21 protein-coding genes and 1 pseudogene are annotated in these 24,007 nt (G+C 72.4%); 7 read left to right on the top strand and 15 right to left on the bottom strand.

The features are described 5' to 3' along the window. Positions 1-7 precede the first annotated feature (7 nt). Together ACZ44S_RS04660 and ACZ44S_RS04665 are read left to right on the top strand one after the other, a co-directional pair. Positions 8-1,228, top strand: a complete 1,221-nt coding sequence (locus ACZ44S_RS04660) for an RNA polymerase sigma factor (protein ID WP_466924292.1) — start codon at positions 8-10, stop codon at positions 1,226-1,228. 462 nt (positions 1,229-1,690) lie between these two features. Next, the gene (locus ACZ44S_RS04665) at positions 1,691-1,954 is read left to right on the top strand and encodes an SHOCT domain-containing protein (RefSeq protein WP_466924295.1); all 264 of its coding nucleotides are present in this window, start codon (positions 1,691-1,693) and stop codon (positions 1,952-1,954) included. Positions 1,955-2,552: 598 nt separating this feature from the next. Here the strand turns inward: ACZ44S_RS04665 and ACZ44S_RS04670 are convergent. Next, positions 2,553-3,989 (bottom strand): MFS transporter, encoded by a 1,437-nt coding sequence (locus tag ACZ44S_RS04670; protein ID WP_466924298.1) that lies wholly within the window; start codon positions 3,987-3,989, stop codon positions 2,553-2,555. 111 nt (positions 3,990-4,100) lie between these two features. Here ACZ44S_RS04670 and ACZ44S_RS04675 point away from each other — a divergent pair, with 111 nt between their 5' ends. Further along, a complete protein-coding gene (locus ACZ44S_RS04675) occupies positions 4,101-4,757 on the top strand; it encodes a TetR/AcrR family transcriptional regulator (protein ID WP_466924300.1) in 657 nt (218 codons plus the stop codon). A gap of 163 nt (positions 4,758-4,920) precedes the next feature. Here ACZ44S_RS04675 and ACZ44S_RS04680 read toward each other — a convergent pair whose 3' ends face one another. The 9 genes and pseudogenes from ACZ44S_RS04680 to ACZ44S_RS04720 form a co-directional block, all read right to left on the bottom strand. After that, complete coding sequence (locus ACZ44S_RS04680) at positions 4,921-6,345, bottom strand: NADH-quinone oxidoreductase subunit N (protein WP_466924302.1); 1,425 nt, start codon at positions 6,343-6,345, stop codon at positions 4,921-4,923. After that, on the bottom strand, positions 6,342-7,847 hold the full coding sequence (locus ACZ44S_RS04685) for a complex I subunit 4 family protein (RefSeq protein ID WP_466924305.1): 1,506 nt from the start codon (positions 7,845-7,847) through the stop codon (positions 6,342-6,344). The genes ACZ44S_RS04680 and ACZ44S_RS04685 overlap by 4 nt, the downstream gene beginning before the upstream one ends. Positions 7,848-7,851: 4 nt before the next feature. Continuing rightward, positions 7,852-9,801: an NADH-quinone oxidoreductase subunit 5 family protein gene (locus tag ACZ44S_RS04690; RefSeq protein WP_466924307.1), complete on the bottom strand. Its 1,950-nt coding sequence runs from the start codon at positions 9,799-9,801 to the stop codon at positions 7,852-7,854. Beyond that, complete coding sequence (locus ACZ44S_RS04695; protein ID WP_352379485.1) at positions 9,798-10,103, bottom strand: NADH-quinone oxidoreductase subunit NuoK; 306 nt, start codon at positions 10,101-10,103, stop codon at positions 9,798-9,800. Before ACZ44S_RS04695 ends, ACZ44S_RS04690 begins: the two co-directional genes overlap by 4 nt. Then, positions 10,100-10,669 carry an NADH-quinone oxidoreductase subunit J gene (locus tag ACZ44S_RS04700; RefSeq protein ID WP_466924310.1) on the bottom strand — a complete coding sequence of 190 codons (570 nt, stop codon included), beginning with the start codon at positions 10,667-10,669 and terminating at the stop codon, positions 10,100-10,102. The genes ACZ44S_RS04695 and ACZ44S_RS04700 overlap by 4 nt, the downstream gene beginning before the upstream one ends. Before the next feature lie 20 nt (positions 10,670-10,689). Beyond that, on the bottom strand, positions 10,690-11,619 hold the full coding sequence (locus ACZ44S_RS04705; protein ID WP_466924313.1) for an NADH-quinone oxidoreductase subunit H: 930 nt from the start codon (positions 11,617-11,619) through the stop codon (positions 10,690-10,692). Beyond that, a complete protein-coding gene (locus ACZ44S_RS04710; protein ID WP_466924315.1) occupies positions 11,612-13,039 on the bottom strand; it encodes a hypothetical protein in 1,428 nt (475 codons plus the stop codon). The genes ACZ44S_RS04705 and ACZ44S_RS04710 overlap by 8 nt, the downstream gene beginning before the upstream one ends. After that, entirely contained in the window at positions 13,030-13,380 is a 351-nt protein-coding gene (locus tag ACZ44S_RS04715; protein ID WP_466924317.1) for an NADH-quinone oxidoreductase subunit A, read from the bottom strand. The genes ACZ44S_RS04710 and ACZ44S_RS04715 overlap by 10 nt, the downstream gene beginning before the upstream one ends. A gap of 557 nt (positions 13,381-13,937) precedes the next feature. Beyond that, positions 13,938-14,024, bottom strand: a pseudogene (locus ACZ44S_RS04720) (DNA-binding response regulator); the annotation flags it as partial. A gap of 228 nt (positions 14,025-14,252) precedes the next feature. On the opposite strand from ACZ44S_RS04720, the gene ACZ44S_RS04725 reads away from it, so the two are divergent. Beyond that, complete coding sequence (locus tag ACZ44S_RS04725) at positions 14,253-14,765, top strand: ATP-binding protein (RefSeq protein ID WP_466924319.1); 513 nt, start codon at positions 14,253-14,255, stop codon at positions 14,763-14,765. A gap of 85 nt (positions 14,766-14,850) precedes the next feature. Here the strand turns inward: ACZ44S_RS04725 and ACZ44S_RS04730 are convergent, their stop codons facing one another. Beyond that, positions 14,851-15,540 (bottom strand): GAF and ANTAR domain-containing protein, encoded by a 690-nt coding sequence (locus tag ACZ44S_RS04730; protein WP_466924320.1) that lies wholly within the window; start codon positions 15,538-15,540, stop codon positions 14,851-14,853. Positions 15,541-15,995: 455 nt separating this feature from the next. On the opposite strand from ACZ44S_RS04730, the gene ACZ44S_RS04735 reads away from it, so the two are divergent. Together ACZ44S_RS04735 and ACZ44S_RS04740 are read left to right on the top strand one after the other, a co-directional pair. After that, positions 15,996-16,331: a hypothetical protein gene (locus ACZ44S_RS04735; protein ID WP_466924322.1), complete on the top strand. Its 336-nt coding sequence runs from the start codon at positions 15,996-15,998 to the stop codon at positions 16,329-16,331. Then, positions 16,328-16,957, top strand: a complete 630-nt coding sequence (locus tag ACZ44S_RS04740) for a hypothetical protein (RefSeq protein WP_466924323.1) — start codon at positions 16,328-16,330, stop codon at positions 16,955-16,957. Before ACZ44S_RS04735 ends, ACZ44S_RS04740 begins: the two co-directional genes overlap by 4 nt. Before the next feature lie 13 nt (positions 16,958-16,970). Here ACZ44S_RS04740 and ACZ44S_RS04745 read toward each other — a convergent pair whose 3' ends face one another. From ACZ44S_RS04745 to ACZ44S_RS04760, 4 genes are all read right to left on the bottom strand, one after another. Next, positions 16,971-19,496: a CHAT domain-containing protein gene (locus tag ACZ44S_RS04745; RefSeq protein WP_466924325.1), complete on the bottom strand. Its 2,526-nt coding sequence runs from the start codon at positions 19,494-19,496 to the stop codon at positions 16,971-16,973. An 8-nt stretch (positions 19,497-19,504) separates the two neighbouring features. Beyond that, a complete protein-coding gene (locus ACZ44S_RS04750; RefSeq protein WP_466924327.1) occupies positions 19,505-19,828 on the bottom strand; it encodes a YkvA family protein in 324 nt (107 codons plus the stop codon). A 95-nt stretch (positions 19,829-19,923) separates the two neighbouring features. Beyond that, positions 19,924-21,696 (bottom strand): CATRA conflict system CASPASE/TPR repeat-associated protein, encoded by a 1,773-nt coding sequence (locus ACZ44S_RS04755; RefSeq protein ID WP_466924329.1) that lies wholly within the window; start codon positions 21,694-21,696, stop codon positions 19,924-19,926. Further along, entirely contained in the window at positions 21,686-23,119 is a 1,434-nt protein-coding gene (locus tag ACZ44S_RS04760) for a macro domain-containing protein (protein ID WP_466924331.1), read from the bottom strand. The genes ACZ44S_RS04755 and ACZ44S_RS04760 overlap by 11 nt, the downstream gene beginning before the upstream one ends. 127 nt (positions 23,120-23,246) lie before the next feature. Here ACZ44S_RS04760 and ACZ44S_RS04765 point away from each other — a divergent pair, with 127 nt between their 5' ends. Further along, the gene (locus ACZ44S_RS04765) at positions 23,247-23,645 is read left to right on the top strand and encodes a CATRA system-associated protein (protein ID WP_466924333.1); all 399 of its coding nucleotides are present in this window, start codon (positions 23,247-23,249) and stop codon (positions 23,643-23,645) included. Positions 23,646-24,007: the final 362 nt, after the last annotated feature.

Consider the following 24,007-nt stretch of genomic DNA (forward strand, 5'->3'; position numbering starts at 1 on the left):
CCGTCACATGAGGGCACCGTCGCACGAAGCCGCCGAGTCCCACGACCGGCTGGCCCGCGTGGTCCGGGAGCACGCGGGCCGACTGGCCGCCTCACTGATCCAGCTGACCGGCGACTTCTCCGCCGCGGAGGACCTGGTGCAGGACGCCGTGCTGGTGGCGCTGGAACGCTGGCCGGTGGACGGCATCCCGGAACGGCCCGACGCCTGGCTGTTCACGGTGGCCCGGCGTCGCGGGCTCGACCTGCTGCGGCGCCAGGAGAACTACCGGCGAAAACTGGCGCAGCTGCGGTGGCCGCCCGAGGAGGACGAGGGGCCGGAGCCGGACGAGCGGTTGCGGCTGATCTTCACATGCTGCCATCCCGCGGTGAACCGCGAGGCGCAGATCGCCCTCACCCTCCGTGTGGTGTGCGGCCTGACCACCGCGCAGATCGCTCGCGCTTTCCTGGTCAGGGAATCCACCGTGGCCCAGCGCATCACCCGCGCCAAGCAGAAGATCAGCAGGGCTGGGATCCCGTACCGCGTCCCCGGCGGCGAGGAGCTGGGCGGTCGTCTCTCCGAAGTCCTCGCGGTGATCTACCTGTTGTTCAACGAGGGTTACCTGTCCACCGCCGGCCAGGCGCAGTCGCGCGACCTCGCCGACGATGCCGAGTGGCTGGCCGCGCTGCTGCACCGGCTGATGCCGACCGAGCCGGAGGTGGCAGGGCTGCTGGCCTTGATCCGGCTGCACCGCGCCCGTACGGCCGCCCGCTTCACCCCGGAAGGCACGCTGGTCCGGCTGCGGGACCAGGACCGCTCCCTCTGGGATCACCGGACGATCTCGGAGACCGGCGTGCTGCTGGAACGCGCCATCAGGCGGCGACGCCCGGGCCCTTACCAGCTCCAGGCCGCGATCGTGGCCTGTCATGCGGAGGCCGCGCGCTGGGAGGACACCGACTGGGACCAGATCGTGCTGCTGTACGACATGCTGCTGCACCTCGCCCCGTCCCCTGTCACCCGGCTGCACCGGGCCGTCGCCCTGTGCCGCACCGAGGGGCCGCGGGCCGCACTCACAGAGGTCGACAGCCTCACCGGGGAGCTCGACCGTTACCACCTTCTCCACGCCGTCCGCGCCGATCTGCTGCGCGAGCTGGACCGCCCCGACGAGGCCCGAGCCGCGGACCGGCTCGCACTCGAACTGACCGCCAACCCCGCCGAGCGCGCCGCGCTCCAGGAACGCGCGGCTTTCTGACGGGAGAGACGGATCCCCCCGGATGCTTCACCGCACCGGTCTCCGCGTGCGCGCCGTTCACGGACCTGGCTCAGTGGTCGAAGGGCGGCCGGCTCAGGGCTCTACTGGGCGGCTTGCACCACCCCTTGGACGGCCCGGCGGATGCGGTCGGCAGCGCGTTCCGGGTCGGGCCGACCGGCGTCGAGCCACGCGAGGAGCAAGGATGCGGGAGGCAACCACCTGTCGGGCGCTGCAGAATTGGGGTCTGCTCACGGTCCCCGGAAGAGCGGGCAGTGGAGCATCGTCCTGACGCGCGCCGACCAGCACCACCTCACCCCCCATGGGCCGAACGGCCCACAGGGTCGGGGACCGTCCGGCCCCAGACCGCACCACCGGGCAGCGGGACGATGGAGGCGAAGGCAAGAAGTCTCCGGGAGCCCACCCGACGCCCGGTCGCCGATGAGCCGAAGCAGGTGAGTGGCGATGATGTTCTGGTATGCCGACGGCATGAGCGGGTGGGGCTGGTTCGGAATGTCGGTCGGCATGGTCGCGTTCTGGGCGCTGATCATCACAGCCTTCGTGCTGGTCTTCCGTGCCGTCAACCAGCCCCACGAACACACCCACATCCCCACCGCGCCCACACCTCAGCAGATCCTCGCTGAACGGTTCGCCCACGGAGAGATCGACGAAGAGGAGTACCAGCGTCGCCTCAAGGCCCTGCGCGCCGGCCCTCTCACGCCGTCCTGAACACCTGGAAGCCCTTGATGATGCGCGGCATGCACGGCCAAGGAATGCGCCGTCACTGTCCCGGGCATCACGTGCACGACGGACGACGGCGCCACGGCCATGGGCACGGCCGTCGCCTCATGGTGCATCAGGACGGCTCACGCGGCGGGCAGCGCGATGGTGGCGGCACGCACCCAGTGGACGACGCCACGACGGGCGCGGGTCCGCGAGGCGGGGGTCGCCGGTACCGCCTCACTGATCAGCGGCCGCGGTGGCACTCCTCAGCACCTGCTGCCCACGGGATCCCCGCTGCGCCGGGCCGCGGTGACCGGGGCTCGCGGTCGGCTTCGCGGCGCGGCGTCTCGCTCGGCTGCCCGGTCGGGGCACGGGAGGCGGGGCGGCGGACGCTCAATGGCCAACGGCGTACTCCGGCGGCACCTGGCCCGCATGGCACACGCCTGCCGCTCGTATGAACAGGCGTGCAACGGCCCTCATCCAGGCACTCGGCTGATCAGCGCGGCCACAGGCGACAAGGCAGGGCCACCGGTACGGCGATCCGGCAGCCCTCACTCGCTTCACGGCCGGCGCACCACCGGCCCACCAGGCGGCGGGCGTCGGCTCAGTGCACGTGCGGTCCTCCGGTCAACTGCGGCTTGCCGCGCGGCACGAGCCCCACAGCCACCGCGGCACTGACGGCGGCCACCACTGCGCACACGGTGAACGCGTCGGTGAAGCCGCCCACCGCGCCGCGCTCGAAGCCGGATGCCGCGACGGTGGAGACGACGGCGACGCCGATCGAACCGCCCACCTCGTGGAAGGTGTTCACGACTCCGGAGGCCAGCCCCGCCTCGTGGTGCTCGACCATGGCGAGCGCGGTGGTGGTGGCGGTGACGAAGACCGCGCCGACGCCCAGGGAGGCGATCACGAAACCCGGCAGCAGGCCGGCGTACACATTGCCGGTCCCTTCCAGCCGAGTGAGGGGCACCGTTCCGACAGTCGCGATCACCATGCCGGCGACGGCCGTGGCGCGGCTGCCCATCCGGCCGACGAGGCGGGACCCCAGGTGCGCACCGACGCCGGTGGCAACGGCCACAGGCAAAAAGACCAGGCCGGTCTTCAGCGGACTGAAGCCACGCAGGTGCTGGAGGTAGACGGACCCGAGGAAGAAGAAAGCGATCAGCAGGGCCGTCGCCATCAGCATCAGGAACGCCCCGGCGAGCACGGGCCGCCGGGTGAACATCCGCAGGTCCATCAGCGGGGCCCGACTCGCCCGCTCAACGACGGCGAACAGGACGTACGCCACCACCGCGCCGGCCAGCGGCACCAGCGTGGCAGGATCCGCCCACCCGGAGTCCCCCGCCTCGACCAGCCCGTAGATCAGCGCGCCCGTGCCCCCGGTGACGAGCAGCGCGCCGGGCAGGTCGAGCCGGGCGGGCTGCGGCGCCCGGGCCGCCACGAAGGCGGGGAGGGCGGCCAGGACCAGGAGGCCGACGGGCACGTTGACGTAGAACACCCACTGCCAGCCCGGCCCGTCGGTCAGCGCCCCGCCGACAAGGACACCGGCCGCGGCACCGGACCCGCCGATCGCCGCCCACACGCCCAGGGCCTTGTTGCGCTCCGCGCCGTGGAAGGTCGTGGTGACGATCGACAGCGCGGACGGGGACAGCAGGGCGGCGCCGATGCCCTGAGCGATGCGTCCGCCGAGCAGAACCGGGGCATTGTCCGCCAGCCCGGTGACCAGGGATGCGGCAGTGAAGAGGGCGAGTCCGGCGAGCAGGGTGCGGCGCGCGCCGAGGGCGTCGGCGAGGCGGCCTCCGAGCAGCATCAGACCGCCGAAGCAGAGGGTGTACGCGGTGACGACCCAGGTCAGCGTCTCCCGGCCGAGGTCCAGGTCGGCGGCCATGTCGGGCAGGGCGACGTTCACCACGGTGACGTCGAGGATCAGCATGAACTGGGCCAGGCAGATCAGCGCCAGGGCGCCCCAGCGGCGCGGGTCGGGAGGCGATGGGGCGGTGTGGTCCGGTGCGTGCGGAGTACCGGCAGTGGAGTGGGTCATGGCAGGTCCTTGAGGCGAGGTGACGCGTGGGCGCGCCAGGCCTTATGAACTGTACTGTTTAGTTCATTTGAACTCAACTGTTCAGTTTAGATGAGTGCTAAGCTCCTGGTCATGAGCAGGGAAAGCGCCAAGCAGCCTCCGACCGGCCCCCGTGCGGAGCTCAAGCGGCAGGCCATCGTGCGGGCCGCCCGCGAGCTGTTCCTGCGGGAGGGCTTCGGCGTCGGCATGGACGCCATCGCCGCCGAGGCCGGCGTATCGAAGGTGACCGTCTACAACCACTTCGGCAGCAAGGAAGCCCTCTTCACCGCGGTCATCACGGGTGCCCTGGACGAACCCCTCGCGGGGGATGCGTCGACCGCGCTGGAACGACTGCCGGAGGCCGAGAACCTCCGTACGGCCCTCCTCGACGCCGCACGCGGCTGGGTGCGCTCGGTGCGCACCAATCGCGAGGTAGCGGCACTGCGCAACCTCGTGGCCGCTGAGGCCCAGCGCTTTCCCGAGCTCGGCCGGGCCTGGCGGCAGCACGGGCCCGAGGGACACCATCCCGCAGTCGCGAAGGCGCTGCGCACCCTGGTGGACCAGGGCCGGCTGGTGATCCCGGACCTGGAGGCGGCCATCATCCAGCTCTACGCGCTCCTGGTCTTTCCCCACATGGTCTTCGGCTCCTACGGCACACATATCGACGACGACCTCACCGAGCGCCTCATCGCCGGCGGCGTCGACATGTTCTTGAGCCACTACACCCCACGGCCCGTCAGCACGCCTTGATCACGCGCGCCATCGGACCCGCCGGATCGCATGACTGCGGGTGGGATCACAGGCCCACGCAGATTCATTCCGCTGGGGGTAAAGACCGGGGGGTAAAGAATTGTCGCAGTGCCGCGCCCACCCTGGCCCCGGTTCGGCTCGGCTGGAGGAGGTACCGCGCTCGTCAGGGCAGCAGTGATCCCGTGGTGAGTGGGAGGACGGCCCCGCCCGCGATGCCGAGGAGGAGGGAGGCGGCGCCTGCGGTGTAGGCGGTGGCCGCGGACCAGCGACCGGAGACGGCGAAGGCCCCGGCCGACGGCTCGGCGGGGGTGAGCCGGAACACGGGAGCGAGCCAGCGCAGGTAGTAGAAGAGGGAAGCGACGGTGTTGGCGACGGCGAGGGCGGCGAGCCAGGTGAAGCCGCCGTCGACGGCGGCGCTGAAGATCTCCAGTTTGCCCAGGAAGACGCCGGTGGGCGGGGTGCCGACCAGGCCGAGGAGACAGACGACGAGGACGGCGGCGAGGCCGGGGTGACGGCGGGCGAGGCCGCGGTAGTCGTCGAGGGTGCGGGCGTGCGGGAGTTCGGTGACGACGGCGAAGGCGGCGAGGTTGGTGGCGGCGTAGGCGGCGAGGTAGAACAGCAGGCTCTTCTGGGCGAGGCCGGTACGGGTGGCGACGGCCAGGGCCATCAGGAGGTAGCCGACCTGGCTGATGGTGGAGTACGCGAGCAGGCGTGTGACGGAGCTCTGGAAGAACGCGGCCAGATTGCCCAGTGTCATGGTGACTGCGGCGATGACGGCCAGGAGCAGGGGCCAGTTGACGTCGGTGCCGGGGAGGGCCTGGTGGAGCAGGCGGTAACCGGCGATCAGGCCGCCGATCTTGGGCAGGGTGGTGACATAGGCGGCGACGGGGGTGGGGGCGCCGTCGGTGACGTCGGGGACCCAGAAGTGAGCGGGGGCCGCCCCCGCCTTGAACAGGAGGCCGGCCAGGACGCCGACGAGTCCGACGGCGACCAGCCCGTAGGCGGCGGTGGGCAGCGCGCTGTTCAGTTCGCGGTAGAGGGTGGCGTGGCCGGCCGCGTACAGGAGAGCGGTGCCGGCGAGCATGGCGGTGCCGAGCAGGGCGCCCATCAGGTAGTACTTCAGGGCGGCTTCGGTGCCGCGTTCGTCCTTGGCGTAGGCGGCGAGGGCGTAGGCGGGGATGCCGGCGAGCAGGTAGGCGGCGAACAGCGTCAGCAGGTCGTTCGCGCCGATCAGGGCGAGGGTGCCGGCCCCGGTGAGCAGGAGCAGCACCCAGTACTCGGTTTCGCGCTTGTGGCCGCGGACGGTTTCCACGGACATGCCGAAGATCAGGAGCAGGGCGCCGAGGACGGTCAGGCGGCCGAAGCCGGTGGCGGTGTCGACGGCGAACGCATGGGCGAAGACGGTCTGTTCGCGGTCGGTGGCCATGGTGACGCCGGTGGCGACCAGACCGGCCGCACAGGCGGCTGCCGCCAGGACGGCGATGATCCACTGGCGTCGGCGGGGCAGCCAGGAACCGGCGAGCAGGCCGATGACGGCGGTGCCGAGCAGGGCGAGTTCGGGGACGAGGGCGGCGAGGTTCTCGTTCACCGGGCCACCAGTTCGGTCACCGTGCGGCCGGCGGGTTCGATGACGTCCAGCAGCCAGCGCGGCATGACGCCGATCACCAGCGCCACCGCCAGCAGCGTCACCGTCGGGACGGTCTCGGCGCGTTCGAGGTCGCTGATACCGGCGGTGGGGATGGTGCTCGGCAGTCGCGGGACGCCGAGGAACATCGTGCGCAGGGCGCGTAGGAACAGAGCGGCGGTGATCAGGATGCCGGTCAGGGCGATGGCGGTGGCGACCGTCCGGGAGGCCAGGGAACCGGTGAAGATCTGGAACTCGGCGATGAACCCGGAGAAGCCGGGAATGCCGATACTGGCGAACGCCGCGACGGCCGTGACGCCGGCGAACCGCGGGGCGTGCGCGGCCAGACCGGAGTAGGCGTCGATCGCGTAGGTCCGCCCCCGGTCGTAGAGCACGCCGGACAGCAGGAACAGGGCGCCGGTGATCAGGCCGTGGCTGACCATCTGGGTGACCGCGCCGGTGACCGCGAGGGAACGGGCCTGGGCGTCGGTGCCGGCCAGCGTCCCGGCGGCGCCGACGGCGAGGACGACGTAGCCCATGTGGTTGACCGAGGTGTAGGCGATCATCCGCTTGAAGTCGGTCTGCGCCAGGGCGACCAGCGCCCCGTAGACCACGGATACGGCGCCGACGACGACGATGACCAGGGCGTACTGGCGCCAGCTGCCCGGCAGCAGGGGCATGGCGATGCGGACGAATCCGTAGGTGCCCATCTTCAGCAGGATCCCGGCGAGGATCGCGGAGCCCGCGGCGGGGGCGTCGGTGTGGGCGGGCGGCAGCCAGGTGTGGAACGGCACGGTCGGGGTCTTGACCGCCAGCCCGACACCGATGGCCAGCAGCACGAGACCGGCGTACGGGCCGCGGCCGGCGAGCGGGTTGGCGCGGGTGAGGTCGACGAGGTCGAAGGTGTGGGGTTCGGCGGCGAGGTACAGGCCGATGAAGCCGAGCAGCAGCGCGAGCGAGCCGATGAAGGTGTAGAGGAAGAACTTCAGCGCCGCCGCCCTGCCCCGCTCGCCGTGGCCCCATCCGGCGATCACGAAGAACATGCCGACGATGGACAGGTCGAAGAAGACGAAGAACAGGATCAGGTCCTGCGCGACGAACAGGCCCAGACTCACGGTCTGCAGGAACAGGAACAGACACACGTAACTGCGCACCCGCTGCCGCTCCTTGAGGGAGTACACGGCGACGGCGAGGAACAGCAGGCAGGTCAGCGCGACCAGGGGCAGGGACAGGCCGTCGACACCGACGTGGTAGCCGACCCCGGCGCCGGGGATCCACCGCACCCGCTGCTGGTACTGCATCCCCTCCCCCGGGTCGAAACCGGTCCAGACGGCGACGACCAGGGCGAGGTCGACGGCGGCCGTGGCGATCCACACCCGGATGTACGTCCTGTCGGAGAGCGCCCACGGCAGGAGCAGCAGGAGCGCGCAGACCAGCAGGGGGAGGAACGTGATGACACTCAGCACAGGGCTACCTCACCAACAGCACGATCAGGACGAGTACGGCGAAGCCCACGGCGGCCTGGGCGTAGTACTGGTGCAGCAGCCCGGACTGCGGCCGGCGCGCCGCCCGGCCCAGACCGCGGGCGCCGGCGGCGACCGCGCCCACGGCGGCGTCGATGCCGCCGTCGTCCACCCGGCCGGCGAGCCGGGCGCCGGCGAGCCCGCCGCGGGCGGTCTGCCGTACCGCGGCGTCGATGCCGTCGTCGTCCACCCGGCCGGCGATCCTGGCCGTGGCGAGTCCGCCGCGCGCGATCTGGCGCACCGCGCCGTCGACGACGCGGTCGTCGAAGGCGGCCAGTGCCCGCGCCAGCCCCAGGACGGGCCGTACGACCACCGCGTGCGCGGCCCGCTCCAGGTGCAGCCATCCCCGCGCCCACCGCACCGCCGGACGCGGCACGGGCGCCGGGCGGGAGGCCCACCACCAGGCCAGGCCCGCGGCGGCGAACACCACTCCGGCGCTCAGGCCCAGCTCCCACGGCTTCGGCGAGTGCTCGTCCGGCGCCCCGACCAGCCGCTTCAGCCAGGACGCCGGTCCGGGCAGGGCCAGCACCCCCAGCACGGCGGCGGCGAAGGTGAGAGCGAGCAGCGGGGCAGGGGTCGTGCGGACGGTACGCCGGGTGCCGTGCCGCTCGGTGTCGTAGCCGGCCTCCGGGTCGTCGGGCAGCGGCCGGGTGACGTACCACAGGGCCTTGATGCTGTACACGGCGGCCACGGCGGCCGCCGCGAGCCCCACGGCGTACAGGCCGGTGCTCTCGGCGTACGCGGAGGCGAGGACCTCGTCCTTGGCCGCCCACAGAGACAGCGGCGGCAGTCCGGCCAGGGCCAGCGCGCCGACGGCGAAGGCGGCGCCGACCAGACGGTAGGTGCGGGCGGCGCCGCGCAGGGCCGGCAGGTGCTTGGTGCCGAGCGCGGTCAGCCAGGCGCCGGCGGCGAGGAACAGCCCCGATTTCGTGGCGGCGTGCGCGACGAGCTGGGTGGTGCCGGCGGCGATGCCGCCGCTGCCCGCGGCCAGCACCATGAACCCGAGCTGGGAGGAGGTGGACGCCGCGAGCAGTTGCTTCAGGTCCCGTTGCGCTACGGCGACCACGCCGAGGAAGAGCGCGGTGACGGCGCCGGTCCAGGCCACCAGCGGGCCGGCCCAGCCGGTGGCGGCCAGCAGGGGATGCAGGCGCAGCAGCAGGTAGGCGCCGGCGGCGACCATGGTCGCCGAGTGCAGCAGCGCCGACACCGGACTCGGGCCCTGCATGGCCCGCGACAGCCAGAACGAGAACGGCAGCTGCGCCGACTTGCCCAGCGCGGCCACGACCACACCTGCGGTGATCACGTGCAGCCATGGCGAGGTGGCATCCGGGAGGGCCCGAAGGTCCAGCGAGCCGGCACCGCCGGCCATCGCCGCGCCGGCGGCCAGGTACAGCCCGAGGTCGGCGGTACGGGTGGTGAGGAACGCGGTGTCCGCTGCCCGTACCCGCTCCGGCCGCCGCCACCAGTAGCCGATCAGCGCCCAGCTGGTGGCACCCATCACCTCCCAGGCCATCAGCAGCAACGGCAGCGTGGTCGCCGTGACCGTGGCCAGCATGGACCCGGAGAAGACCAGCATCAGGCCGAAGAGCCGCCCCCGGTTCTCGTCCGGTCCGAACTCGCCCGCGGCGAAGGCCAGGACTGCGGTGGTGACCGCCGCCACCGTGACCACCATGAACGCCGACAGCCCGTCCACCGCCAGACCCGCCCGCAGCCCGGCGAACAGCGGCGCGCTCGATTGGGGCCGGGTCACCGACGCGGCGACGGCCACACCAAGAGTCGCCACGGCCACCGCCACACCGAGAGCGGGAACCAGCCGGTTGCAGCGGGTTCCCGTCACGCCCAGGACCGCTCCCGCGCCGAGGGGGAGGCAGATCAGCAGCCAGATCAGCGCGCTCATCCCTTGAGCTCGGCGGCCATGTCGGTCATGTCGACCTGGCGGGCGCGGTAGATCGCGGTGGTCACGGCGAAGCCCATGGCCATCTCCACCGCCATCGCGACCACGGCCGCCACGATCACCACCTGGCCGCTCGGCGCCCCGGGGGCGAGGAAGTGCCAGAAGTCGGCGGCCGCGACGATGACGCCGCCGATCATCAGCTCGATCCCCATCATGATCATGACGATGGACTGCTGGGACAGCGCGCCGAAGAGGCCGGTGGAGAACAGGCCCGCGGCCAGCACCAGGATCAGTTCGAAGGTCACCGGCCCACCCCTCCGCCGACCGGGTCCTCGGCCGGCCGCTGGTCGAGGTCGTCGCCGAAGCGGTCGTAACGGCCCCGGTGCGTGGCGAGGACGGTGGCACCGACCATGGTGGCCAGCAGCACGAACCCCAGGATGACCATGGTCAGCATGTGTTCGGCCATCAGCGCCCTGCCGACCTGGAAGGTCGTGTCCCGGGGCCGGGACGCGGTACGGTCCGGCCAGGGCACGAGGAAGATCCCGGCGACCAGCGCCGTGAAGACGACGCCGCTGATGGTGAGGGCACCGCGCGTGTTGTGCAGCATCGACATCGGCATCAGGCCGGCCGGGTTCATCATGTAGGCGATCATGAACACGGCCATGATCACCATCTCCATGACCATCATCAGCACGATGACCACGCCCAGATAGGGCAGGCCGAGTACGGCCGTGACGCCGCCGACGCAGACCAGTGACGCCAGCAGCGAGAAGGTGACCCGGGCCATCGAGTTCAGCGTGAACACCAGCACGCCGAAGACCAGGGCGAGCACCCCCAGAGCCACCAGCAGCACGGTGTCGGTCGTGCCCATGAAGCGGTCCCTCCCTTGTCCTATCGGTCGAGGTTCACCAGAGCCGGTACCAGGGCCTGCGCGATCGTCAGCGGGATGAGCACCACCCAGGCGAACTCCACGTACCGGTCCGCGCGGACCGCCGGCAGCCGCCGCAGCACCCACACCAGCAGACCGAGCACCAGCAGCGTCTTGACCAGCGACCATGCCCAGGGCGGCAAGCCCGGCCCGGCCCCTCCGCCCAGGAACAGCGGCACGGCCATGGCCGCGCCGGACGCGAGCCACAGCCACCGGCCGGCCTGGAGCAGCAACCGGTCCGCCCCGGACACCTCGCCCAGGACACCGCCGGCCAGGTCACGGCCCGCCGGATAGGCGAACGGGCCCAGGAAGCTGAACGCCAGCACACCGGCCAGATAGGCGGCGAAGGCGACCGGCATCCACACCGCGTACCACAGCCCGTCCTGCGCGGCGGCGATGTCACCCACCCGCAGCGACTCGGCACCGGTGGCGGCGGAGATCAGCGCGAACATCAGCGGCAGCTCGTAGGCCAGGCCCTGAGCGAGGAACCGGTACCCACCGATCAAGGAGAACGCGGCGTTGGGCCCCCAGCCCGCCAGCCACAGCCCGGCCCAGGTCAGCACCTCCATGGCGTTGAACCACACGACCCCGACCGACGGGTCGGCGACCGCACGGCCGCCGAAAGGGATGACCAGCGTCGACAGCACGGCCGCCACCGGCACGGTCACCACACCCGTCCGCCACAGCAGCCGGTCCTGGGCGGGCAGCCGCCGCGGCTGCGCCACCAGCGCCCGGGGCACACCGAGAAACGGTCGGACCGCGCCGGCGACGCCGACGGGCCGGCCCGCGTCCCTCGCGTCCAGCACCGCGTTCGCGGCCACCGCCAGCGCCGCCAGGACGACCAGCAGTCCCGGAGCGGCCAGCAGCGTCCACCACTCCCCCGCCTCAACCACGCGCCACCTCCACGACGCCGCGGGAGACCAACTCGTCCGGGTCGGGGTCGAGACTGGCCACGACGAGGCGGGCGGCAGCCAGCTCGGCTCCCTCAAGCAACCGGGGCAGCAGCGCGATCAGGGCGGCCGACGGCGGGTTCTCGGCACTCCACGGACCACGCGGGCTCTCCTCCACCGCCACGTCCAGAGGCGAGGAGTCCTCCAGCCGCGGCAGGTCGTGCCCGATGTCGGTGAGCCACTGCCGGTAGCGGGCGGTCACATCCCCGCCGGCCCGCGCCGCCGGCCCCCTCACCCCGAACTCCCGCGCCTCGTGTGCCGTGACGACGCCGATGCCGCGGGTCAGCCAGGCCAAGGTGCGGGACCGGCCGACCCTGCGGGTGAAGCGTTCCAGCCGAGGCGCGACCGCGGCACGAGGCGCGCCGGACAGCAGGTCGTCCCGCAGCCTGCGGGCCCGCACCGCCTCGGCGGGCCAGCCCGCCACCGCCAGGAGCCGACCGAGGCTGTCGAGATGCGCTGCCGCGCGCCGACGCACCGCCTCTCCCAAGGGCACCGGCTGCCCGGAGACCGCCCGCAGCCACGGCTGAGCCCAGAAGGCTTCAGCCGCTGCGCCGTCAGAGGGCCTTGCCGGTCCGTCGACGTCGACCTGCTGGACCACGTCACCTTGCAGCACCAGGCGGACCGTCAGGCCCGCGGGCCAGTCGGCCAGGAATGGCCCCAGCGGCAGATGCAGCTGATCCAGCGTCAGGCCGTCACGGTCCGCGCCCTGCTCTGCCATCGGCAGCCCGCCCGGCATGTCCGTCTGTCCGCCGGCGTGACCGCCATGACCGCTGTGTCCCCCGTGGTCGCCGTGCTCGTCGGCGTCCTGGCCGTCGTGGGGCTGGCCCCCGCCACCGTGCCCCGCTGCCTCGTCCTGGCCGGCCGCGTGCGGGGCGTGCTCGCCGTCGGGCCCGCCGTGGGCGTCATCCGCCCGGCCGACCTCCCTCTCCCCGGCACCGTCACCGTCGTGGCCGGGAGCCTGGTCATCACCCTCGTGCCGCTCCAGTGGGCCGTGTTCTCCCTCCCGGTGTCCGCCAGCTTCGGCCGGGTGTGCGGCCGACTCGTGCTGGTCGGCCGGTGAACCGAGGAGGGCACGGCCGGCGTCCAGCGCGGCCTCCACCTCATCAGCCGTGCGGGCGTGCACCCGGGCGCGCGGTGCGGGCAGGTCCCGCCACAGCCGCTCCAGTGCCGCCCGCAGGTCAGGGCGGTCGGGACCGGCCACGAGGAGCAGATCGGCCTGCGCCGGAGTGGACGCCTGCGGCCAGTCCCGCGCTCTCAGCAGCCGCTCGGCGGCCAGCCGGACCGCTGTCCCGCCCGGCACGGTCGCCAGCAGCACGTGCGGTCGCGCCGCGGCGGCACGCAGGGCCAGGCTGGTCAGGTCCATCGCAGCGCGCCCTCCCGCCACGCGTAGACGACCCCGGTGACGAGGACGGCGAGGAAGACGAACATCTCGATCACCGCGCTCGGCCCCATGGCGGAGATCACGCGCGTCCACGGATACATGAAGACCATCTCCATGTCGAAGGCGAGAAACAGCATCGTCACCGTGTACCAGCGCACATGGAATCGGCTCACCGCGTGTTCCGTGGGCTCCAGCCCCGACCCGAACGGCGCCGCGCCCGGCGTACCGGAACCGATCCGCACCGCCCACGCCGCCCCGTACACACCGCCGACGGCGATCAGGGCGATGCCGAGCAGCGACAGCGCCGCTGCCGTGCCGCTCATACGCCCTCACCGGTCCCGGCGGCGACCCAACGGCCGGACCTGCCCGGCGAATTCCGGCTGCCGCGCGCCGCATGCACCGGCGTCCTCGCGTCCACGGCCATGCGATGCCTCCTCGTGGCACGACTGGCCCGCTGCGTACCCCGGGTGGCACCGGGCATTCCGTCAAGAACCATCCCGCCGCTGACGACCGGCCGGCGTACGGACGGCGTGACGCTCGCACTCGCCGCCCGGCTTTGCAGGTGGCGCACTCGTTCGCGCGGCTGCTGTCGGCGTCGTGGCCGGTGTTGCTTCTCCCGGTCCACCCGCCCGGATCGGCAGGAGAGGTATCGAGCGTGCCTTGACTGCAGTGGTCACAACAGAAGCCTCCAGCGGCGTCCGGCGACGGCTGATGCCGTCCACGTAGGGGTAACACGGCGCCGGACGCCGCAAACCAGACGGCCGCCTCAGGCTGATCATCCTTCCGCGTCGCAGACCAGGAGGGCGATGCGCCACCCGGTTCTCGACCGCCGGCTGGGCGAACAGCCTGCCTGTGTGGGCTTTTGACGGTTGCAACGCCGTTGCGGGCCGGTGGCTGCGGCGATCACTCGTGCCGTGGCTGACGGAGACGGCACGGGATGGCCCTGCATAACGGTCCGCACCGCGTCGGGTGACGACGATGGGCACACGCCCGGCCGCGGAGCCGGTCTTCGAGAGCCTCTCCCCATGCTCGAGCGCGATGCCCGGCGCGGAGGTGTGCTCGGGACCGGGCGTGGCCGTACCCTCCTGCCCTGTGGGCGGCTTTCATATCAGGGACCAGAGCGGGTAGACGGTGCCCATCCCGTGAGACGGGACCTCACAAGTACAAACTCATCTGACTGAGAGTGACGATCTCCATGTCTCAACCGCTTATGAAGCAGGCGGACGAGCAGGGACCGGACCACACTCTGCGTCGGCGCCTCGCCTGGAGCGGTTCCCCGCCCACGGCCGCCCGGGCCCGGGCCGAGGCCGGCGCACTGCTGTCCGCCCTGCAGCGCACCCTGCAGCACACCGTGTCCCCCCGCGCCGCCGACGACGTGCGCCTCGTGGTCAGCGAACTGATCGCCAACGCCGCACGACACGCCCTCGGCCCCGGACGCCTGGAACTACAGGCAGCCGAGAACGGCCGCATCGTGCGGATCACCGTCTGGGACACCTCTCCCGCGCTGCCCCGGCCCCAGCCGACCGACCCCGGCCGTGTCGGCGGACACGGCCTGGAAATCGTCAGAGCCCTCAGCAGCCGCCTATCCGTCCAGCACACCGGCGAAGGCAAAGAGATCACCGCCGACGTACCCCTCCGACAGGCGCGTTCCCCCGACAGTCCCGGGCGGTACCACATCGACGGAGCGCCCGACGGCACCCTGGGATAGACGCCGGACCACCGTGGCTTGGCCCGCACCGCGGGCACACCCGCAGACACGCGGCACGACCGCACCCGGCGAGCGTCGACGCTGGTCAGGAGCGGTCGTGTTCGGAGCGGAGCTGCTGAGCGACGTCGCGCAGTTTGATGTTGTGGTGCTGGGAAACGCGGCGCAGCACGTTGAAGGCGTCGTCTTCGCTCATGCCGTGGCGTTCCATGAGGATGCCCATGGCTTCGCCGATGGCGTGGCGGGTCTCCATGGCGTGTTCGAGCTGGTCGATGGTGCGGGCGCTGGCCAGGGCCACGGCGGCGTGGGAGGCGAGCATCCAGCCGGCGGTCTCGATGTCCTCGGTGAAGGTGCCGGGGCGGCGGGCGTAGAGGTTGAGGGCGCCGAAGTCCTCCTTGTCGGTGTACAGGAGGATGCCGGTCATGCTGCCGATACCGAGCCCGCGGGCCGCTTCCGCGTAGTCGGGCCACTGCGGCTGGGGCCGGGTCATGTCGGTGATCCGGTAGGTGCGCTCACCGCTGTCGCGGCGGGCGAGGTCGTAGCACGGCCCCTCACCGAGCTCGCCCTGGAGGCGGTCGGAGGCTTCGACCATCTCCCCGCACGAGGACAGCGTGATCGCCCGGCCCTTGCGGACCGCCAGGATCCCGGCGGCGTCACATCCCTCCACCAGATCCACCGCCGCCGCCGAGATGGCAGCCAGCGTCTCCTGGACCGACTTCTTCTCCAGCAGATCCCGGGCCAGCTCAGCCATCTGCTCACCGAACCTCTGCCACTGCATGTCGCCACCACCACCCACCTGGGCACGCCGATCGAGCCGTCCGCTCACCCTAAATGCCCCACGCCTGCCCGTCGCCCATTGGGCCGTGCGTATGCCGCTGCCGTTGGGCTCGCGGTCGCGGGCGCACCGTCCGCGAGTCGGTCGGCCAGGTCGGGTCTGCCGGGCGCACACCAGGACTCGGTGGCTCGTACGCACCGGCGGGCAGCTGTGTCCGGCTGTTGGCCGCTCGGACGACGCGGTCGCGAGCCGTGCCGGACTCGGGCGCGACCACGATCTTCACGAGGAGGGACCCGGTGCCGGAACCCCTGCGCGCCCGCGTGCCGATCGCGGAAGCAAGAAGGAAGCGGTGCGGAAGCGGTCGGGGGCTCCTCACGGCAGCACCGCCGCGGGTTTCCTCGGAGGAAGGTGTCCGCCCGGCGCGGTGGGCACGTCGTGCGGGCTGAAGGAGGCCACCCATGCGCGGGCAAGAGGCGCAGTGTCCACGGGGCGACCTGCCCTACGCGGAGCTCAGCCGCGACGAGTACGCGGAGACCGCCGCACGCGACTTCGTCCCGTTCCTGGTCTCGGCGGGCATCACCCTTCTCGAGGGCCCGTGTCCACGGTGCCGGGGGGCCATGTCCGTGCATCTCGTGGAGGACGTCGTCCGGGGCGGCGGGTCCACCGCGGCCACGGCCGATCCGTACCACACCCTCCGGTGCGGGTGCCGGAGCGCACACGCCGGGCGGCCGGACGGCCGTACCGGCTGCGGAGCGTACTGGAACATCGTCGTGGCACGGGCGGAACCGTCGTGACCGGGCCGGTACTGCGGCCCGGTCCCCCGGCGACACCCCGCGACCTGCACCGGGCACAGCATCGCGAGGAACTGCTGAACGGGGCGGAGCTGGAGCGCATCCGATCGGCGGCGGTCGCCTGGCGCAACGGACTGGGCGGGCTGATGGCCGGGCTGATCGGCTTCGGTCTGGTCAAGGGCCGCTCCGACATCACCCAGCTCGCGCCCGCGCCGGGCATCGCGGTGGGCGTGCTGCTGGCGCTGGCCGCCGTGACCGGCGCAGTGGCGGCCTGGTGGGTGTTGCGGGCCGCGCACGGCATGCCCCGGGTGCTGCCCGCCGACCGGCTGCCGGGCCGGGTCGCGGACGAGCACGGGCAGGCCACCGCCGCCGCGCGTGACCTGCGCCGCGGCAGTGCCCTGGTGGTGGCGCACGCGGTCGTGCTGATCACCGCGGTCGGCGTGACCTGGTACGGCCCGGCCCGGGCGAAACCCCGGGTCGAGGTGATCACCCCCGACGTCACCGCGTGCGGCGTCGTCCGGCTGGTCGAGAACGGCACCATGACCGTACGCACCGGGAGCGCGGACCTGCGCATCAGGCTCGGAGAGGTGATCGGCCTCAGCGCGGTCGACTCGTGTCCGGCCCGCTGAGGCCCGCCGGTGGTCAGTGGCCCATGTGCACGAAGGGCGCCCACAGCGTGACGGCGCCCTCGGACGCGGCGATGTCCCGCAGTCTCCGCGTCGCGCCGTGCAGGGCCCGCGCCACGTCGTCCGCGGTGGGGTCGGCCCGCTCGGCGACGGCGGCGAAGACCGCCTTGGCCGCTTCGGCGATGGCCGCGTCGTTGGCCGTCCACAGCGAGCCGATCACGTCCCGCCAGCCCGCGAAGCGGAGTGCGGCGGTCAGACTGATGGCCTCGTCCATGTTGACCAGTCCCCCGTTGGCCGTCTCGCACGCCGCCAGGAAGGCCAGGTCACCGCTGTGGGCTTCGCCCGCGAGCCGAGCCACCGTCAGCACTCCGTCGTGGAGCAGCAGTCCGCCGCGGGACGGGTCGGCGAGGTCCTGTCTGCCGTGGCAGCCGAAGTGGGCGTAGCGGTGCCCCCGCAGCTCGTCGAGCACCCGCGCCCCGGTGGCGCTCACGCGTTCCAGGAGGGTGTGCCGCTCGTCCGGGAACAGGTCGGCCAGCGTCTGCTTCTCCAGCAGGGCGAGCCCGGGGTGGCCCTCGGTCTCCGGCATCGCGACGACGAGCAGCCGCGCCGGTTCGGTGTGCGGCGCCGGGGCCGGCTCGGCGGCGGTCAGCAGGTGGAGGGTCGGGGTGTACGAGGAAACGACCCGGTCCATCACGGTGTCGCCGGGCTCGCTCCCGACGCCGTGGCGACCCGCGGCGTGCAGGGGCACCAGCGACAGCACACTCGTCGGACACCACCAGATCCGGGGCAGGTCCTCGGCATCGGCCCGCGGGGCGTGGCCGAGCGCCGTCATGACCGGTTCCGCGATCATCTCCCAGGCCCACTCCAGCAGGTCCCGCGCGTGCGCGTTGCGCTGCGCACGGTCCGCCGCGACCTCCCCGAGCAGCACACCCAGATGCGCGAAGAGGGTGTCGAGCGCCTCGCCGAACACGATCCCGGGCAGCGGCACCACCCGCACGCCGGCGGCCGAGACCACCAGCGCGTCACTGCGCCAGCGACTGAAGTTGACCAGTACGGCGTCCCCGTCGACGGCCCAGTGCTCCCTCAGGTGGGGCAGGGTCACCTCGGCCGGTTCGCCGGCGGACGCGGCGGCGAGCGACTGGGCCCAGATCACCCCACGGCCCCGTTCCAGCAGTTCCACGGCCAGGGCGGGGTCACCGGTGTTCAGCGCGCACGCCGCCGCGTCGGCGGCCAGTCCGATCCAGGCCCGTCGCGCCAGGTGCAGTTCCTGGTCGGACCGGTCGAGTCCGCGGTGGGCCAGCAGCGGCAGGGTGTGTACGGCGATCCGGTATGCCTCGAGTGCCGAGGTCCAGGCGTGGCGTTCGGCTTCGAACATGGCCCATTTCTGGGCCGTGTCCAGCCGCGCCCAGGCATTGACGCCGTCCGTCCGGGTCACCTCCCGCCAGGCGGCGACGGCGGTCTCGGCGTCGTCGGCGTCTCCCGTCAGGTCGTACCGCATGCGTGCCGCCGTGGCCCGGTTGGTCAGGATCTGGCCGCGGCTGCGGTGCTCCCGGGGCAGCACCGCCATCAGCGTGTCGCTCGTCGTTCTCGCCTCGTCCAGGTGGTCCACGCGGGCCAGCAGTTCCCCGGCCCACATCAGGGTGGCGACATGGTGGTTGAGGATGTCGCTCCGGGCCGGGTGCGCGGCCGGGAGGCTCCGGACCGCCTCCCGGCTCGCCTCCACCGCCTCCGTCAGCAGGCCCTCGTCGCCGTCGGCGCGGCGACCGGCGTGGCTCAGGACGAGCGCGAGGTGGGAGAGGACCAGGGGCCTGTCCGCATGGTCCGGGCCGGCCGTCCGCGCGGCTTCGCGGCACCGTCGCACCGCCTCCTCCAGGTGACCGCCGTCCTCGGACATCTCGTACTCGAACAGCAGGGCCATCCCCAGCGCAGCGAGGAACGGCGCGCGGTCGGGAAAGTCGGCCGGCACCCCGTCGCACACCTCGCGCAGCAGTCGCATCCCGTCGGTCAGGTCCTCGCGCCGACCGACGGCCTTGAACCGGCTGACGAGCGCGCTTGCGACGCCGTGGGCCACCAGCACCCGCAGCAGGGGGTGCGGCCACTCCCCGTCCAGCAGGGGTCGTCCGAGCGAGATCGCCTCGTCGAGGTGGGCGGTGTCGCCGCCGTCCCCCTCGTACCGCAGGCACAGCGCCGTCACCCGGTGTCCGACCGCCACGAGACGGGCCGGATCCCCCTCGGGGAGGAGGCCGAGCAGGTCCCGCGACTCGGCCGACAGCCGCATCAGGTCCTGCGCCGATCCACTGAGGCGGTAGCGCAGCAGCAGCGCGCTCAGGAGCTGGATCCTCGCCCCCGCGGGATCGGCCGGCGCGTTCTCCGCCCGCCGCGTGAGGTGGCCGACCAGCGCGTCGAGGCGGTCGGCGGGCAGCCTGCCCAGCCCGGCCTCGGTGAGCTGGAGGTCGATCTCCTTCTCCTCCCTGTCGGCGCGGGCCTGTTCCGCCAGTGCGGTACGGGCCTCACGGACCCGGTTGAGCAGCCTCCCGAGCATGCGTCACCTCACCTCGTGCTCAGGGCGTCGGACCCGGCGGCGCCGTGGCCCGGCAGCACGCCCAGTCGCCTCGCCGTGCTCTCGATGTGGCGGATCGCCAGCACGAGCAACCCGATGTCGTCCAGGTACACGGGGTCCGGAAGCAGGTCGACGGGGCTGAGCGTGTAGAGGAGGGACACGTAGAAGACCATCTTGTTCGAGAAGGGCATCTCCTCGTGGCGGAGCAGCTTGGAGACCTTCCACAGTTTGACCGTGAGCGCGATCGCGATCCCCAGCATGGTGACGACCGCGACCGCGATGACGATCAGCAAGACGGTGGGCAGTCCACTCATCGGTTCCTCCTGCGCGTTCACCGCACCGCGCGAACGGGCGGACGGGGCATGCGCCCGTGACACCCATGGGACAGTCGCTGCCGCTTCCGCGGGAATCACCCGCCGCTTCCGGTGTGCTTCCGGACGGCTTCCGGTGGGAGAGCGGGGGCCCGGTCGTAGGCGTGCAGGGCACCGAAGTCCCCGGCGCTGAGCCAGTCCTGCCCCTGGCGGCGGACCGGGCACCCGGCGAGTTCCAGCCGGCTGGCGAGTTTCGACCGGAAGTCGGGGGTGTCGGTGACCGTGATGTGGTTGAGGCCGCCGAGATCGGTCGCCGGGCGCAGTTCACCGAACTGGAGCAGTACGGTGCGGGAGGGCTGGAAGGCGAGGGCCATGCCCAGTTCCAGCAGGACGTTGGGACGGGCCTGGAGGCCCGGTTCGCGCTCCGCCCGTGGTTCCCTCGGTCCGTGCAGGCCGGGGTGGAGGTGGACGATGTCGTCGGGGGTCAGCAGCACGACGACCGCGCGGGCCAGCGGAATCGTCCGGGCGACGGCCTCGCCGAGCGTGGGGGTCGCCTTTCCCGTGCGCCTGACCACCTCCTCCCACTCCAGGGGGTTCAGTCCGATGGCGCGCAGGAAGTCGAACACCGCGCGGCGGGCCGGTTCGTCCCGGCCGTGGACGACGAAGACGTTGCGGGCCGGATCGGAGTCCTCCGTGCCGGTGGACGGGCCGGGTTCACCGGGCGCCTCGGCAGGCGGCTCCGGCGCGGAAGCCGGACTCGGGGCGGGGGTCGGCGCGACGGCGGGCGGCCCGCCGGACGCGGACGTCAGCGCGGCCCGCTCGGCGGCCACCGCGAGGTAGGCGAGTTGGTCGTCGAGGCGTTCCAGGAACGAGCGGGCGAGAGCCGCGTCGTCGGCGAAGGGCCCCCCGGGGGTCAGCATCCCCTCCAGGTCGAAGGCCCGGGTGAGATTGTCGGCGGCGATCTCGACCGTCCGGTGCATCTCCTGCAGGCCGGTGCTCAGCAGGAGGGCGTCGAGCCGGCGCAACCGCAGCAGGTCCGCGTCCGCCCCGCCGCCCGCCCCGAGTGCGCGCAACCGTGCTGCGAGCCGGTCGATCGACTCCCGCAACTGGCGTGCCTGGCCGTCGCGTCGCCACACGCGGAGCTGGTGGCGGAGCTTGGCGGCGTGCGCCAGGTAGCGGGCCAGCGGCGGGATCCCCGTGTCGCCGTTCGACCAGACCCACGCGCTGGCCACCGGGTCGGCGTCCGGGCGGATCGCCAGCACGAACCGCCGTCGCGCCCGTTCGTCGGGCGCGGCGGGGTGCTCCCACAGCGCCGCCGCGCCGTCCGGGAGTACGACACCGGGTTGGGAGCCGGGCGGTCCTTCCGCGCTCTCGGGAAGCAATGCGTGCAGCGACGCGCGGAGTTCGGGCGCAGCCGCTCGTATGCCGGCCTCCGCGTCCACACGCGTCAGATGGAGCCGGGCCTCACCGATCATCAACGGCAGGTGGTCGGCGACCAGGGTGTGCCACTGGTAGTCCTGGGTCCGCCACCACGGCCATCGCGTGCCGGTGGCGCCGTCCGCGGCCAGCCGGGCCTCCGGCGGAGCCAGTGCCACCGAGAGAGTGAGCAGGTCGTGGTGGCGGCGCAGGATCGCCTGGCAGTCGGCACCCGCCCGCTCCAGGGCGGCGACGGCACCCTCGCCGTCGGGAAGGACGTCGTCCAGGCGGTCCGGCGGCACCGGGGGAAGCCCGGTGCCCGGCACGGGCTCCGTCATGCCCAACAGCAGCGCGCACCCGCGCCAGATCTCCTTGAGCCGTCGGTAGGCGGCGGTCGCGTCGGGGCCGTCGGTCGGCGCGTAGAGGTGGGCGACGAACTGCTGGTCAAGGATCATCGATGCTCCCGGTGACCGCCGTCGGTGAGTCCCCTCGCCGGTCGTCCCGGGCGGCCCGCGCGCCGTCGCGGTGCCGTCCGTCCCCGGTCAGCGCCTCCACGTACCGGGCGACCTCGGACAACCGCACTCCCCGCAGGTCCTGCGGCCGTAGGACGATGCGCAGTTCGGGGGTGACCGGCCCCTGCCGGCAGGCCCGGAGGAACGACTCCACGATGATGACGATCACTTGCTCGCCACGGAGCGGGACCCGGGCCAGACCGGCTCCCACCAGCGGTATCGCCACCGGCCGGAGCAGTCCGTGCACCGCCACGGACTCCCACAGCCGCTCCAGTGACAGGCCCAGGTCCTCGGGGGTGGAGCGGGCGACGAGGTCGAGACCCTGGTGGCTGTACGCGACCGCGAACGCCCGCCCCCCGGGCTCCGGCGGTGACAGCGGGACCACGGTTCCTATCGGGTAGCGAAGCCGTTTGCCCTTCGGTTTGTCCCGGGCGGACTCCCGGCGGACCGGTGTCACCGTGCGCAGCGCGGAGCGCAGTTCCCGGTCGAGGAGTGTCCGGTCACCTCCGTAGCGCCGGTGCAGCAACTGTCCCTGGACGCTGTCCCGGCTGATGATGGCGTCCCTCTCGGTGGCGGTGTCGAAGGTGTCGCCGAAACCGGCGACGAGGCTCGCGTCCGTCTCCTCGAAGAGATCGCCCCGCTTGACCACCACCGAGGTACGCAGGGCGGGGAACTCACGCCGCAGGAGTTCCGCCCCGTGCCGTTCGCGCAGCCGCGCGCGGAGCTTGGTCAGGGCGGCGAGGGCTTCGAGATCGTCCGGGCGCTCGGCCACCAGCCGTTCGGCGACCTGCAGGGCCAGTTCGGGATGGCCGGAGTCGGTGTGCAGGGCGATCAGTTCGGCGCAGACGGATTCGTAGGTCGTGGTCAGCCGCCGTATCAGGGGCTCGGCGAAGACCGCGTCCGCCACCTCGGGAAGTGGCCTGCCCCGCCACAGGCCGAGTGCCCTGGTGAGGAGCACCGTCGCGGTCGCCGGGGCGGCGTGCGCGGCCTGGTTGAACAGGCCGGTGAACTCCAGGACGTCGAGCTGTTCCGGGGTCAGCACCAGACGGTAGGCCGAGTCCCGGCCCTGTCCCGTCAGTACCTGCTCGGTGCGCAGCACCGAGGTGCCGTCGCCCGGCCCCGCGGAGTCGAGGGCGCGGCGCAGTTCCAGGACCCGTTTCTGGACCTCGGTGCGGTGCGGGCGGCCGATTCTGCCACGGACCGGTTCTCCCCAGAGGTCCGTGTAGAGGTCGCCGCAGGGCACCGCCTCACCCTCGGCCGTGACGAGCCGGAGCAGCAGCCTGGTGGTGAGGGGGGTGAGTCCGATGTCCTCGCCGTCGCGGCGCACCGCGGTGGTGCCCAGAACGCCTATGCGGATGCACGTCACTCACGACTCCATCGCCGACCCCGTTCCCCCTGGGGGGATATCGAGCCTACCAAGAGCGTTCGGGGGCGCACCGTACGTAAGTATGTTCCCCTCCCGGTGAGCCTGGGCAGCCCATAGGCTGAAGTTCATGCCGCAGCCCCACTCGCCCTCGCCCCGGTCGTCGCCCGACGGGGACGGCAGGACAGCGCTCGTCGCGCAGGTCCTCACCCTTCTCCAGCACTCGGTGGCGACATGGCAGTTGCCCGACACCGACTGGCAACGGCTCGAGGAGCCCGTCGACGCGCTGACGGCCGCGGGAGCCGACAGCGACGTGGCGACCCTGCGCAGGGCGCTGGTGCAGCTGCAACTCGCGGCGCCCGACCGCATCACCCGGGCGACCAGGCCCGCGGCGACCGCCGCGCCCGCCCGGCTCCGGGAGAGGGTCAACCACTTGGTGCACACGCTCCGGGGCGGCGGCGAGGAGCCCGTCCCCGACCATGCCCCGCGGCCCGCCGACGAGCCGCGCGGCATCGGGCGCAACGACTGACGTCGGCGACGGCATGGTCAGCGGTTTTCAGCCAAGATAATCCGGAGTTGACAGTTCCGCATGCAGGTCTTTCGGTTCATCATTTCCGCACCTCGCCGTGGCGGGACGTCCACGGTTCACACGGCGGGGCTTCCCGTCGAGCCGGCCGCACATTGACGGGCACCTTTGACAAGGCGAGTTTCTGTCACATGTGATGCCCGCCACACGAGTAAAGGCTTGATGATGGAAGCGTAATGAGTCGTACTGTTGAACTAACGTCGCATTAGCGGACGGAAGGGTCAGTGAGCACCGGGGAGACACCCGCATGTCATCTGGCCATTTTCGGGGAGAGCGCGAGAAGTCTGACCACTTTCTCGTGATGC

The sequence above is a fragment of the Streptomyces malachitofuscus genome (genome assembly GCF_055571035.1).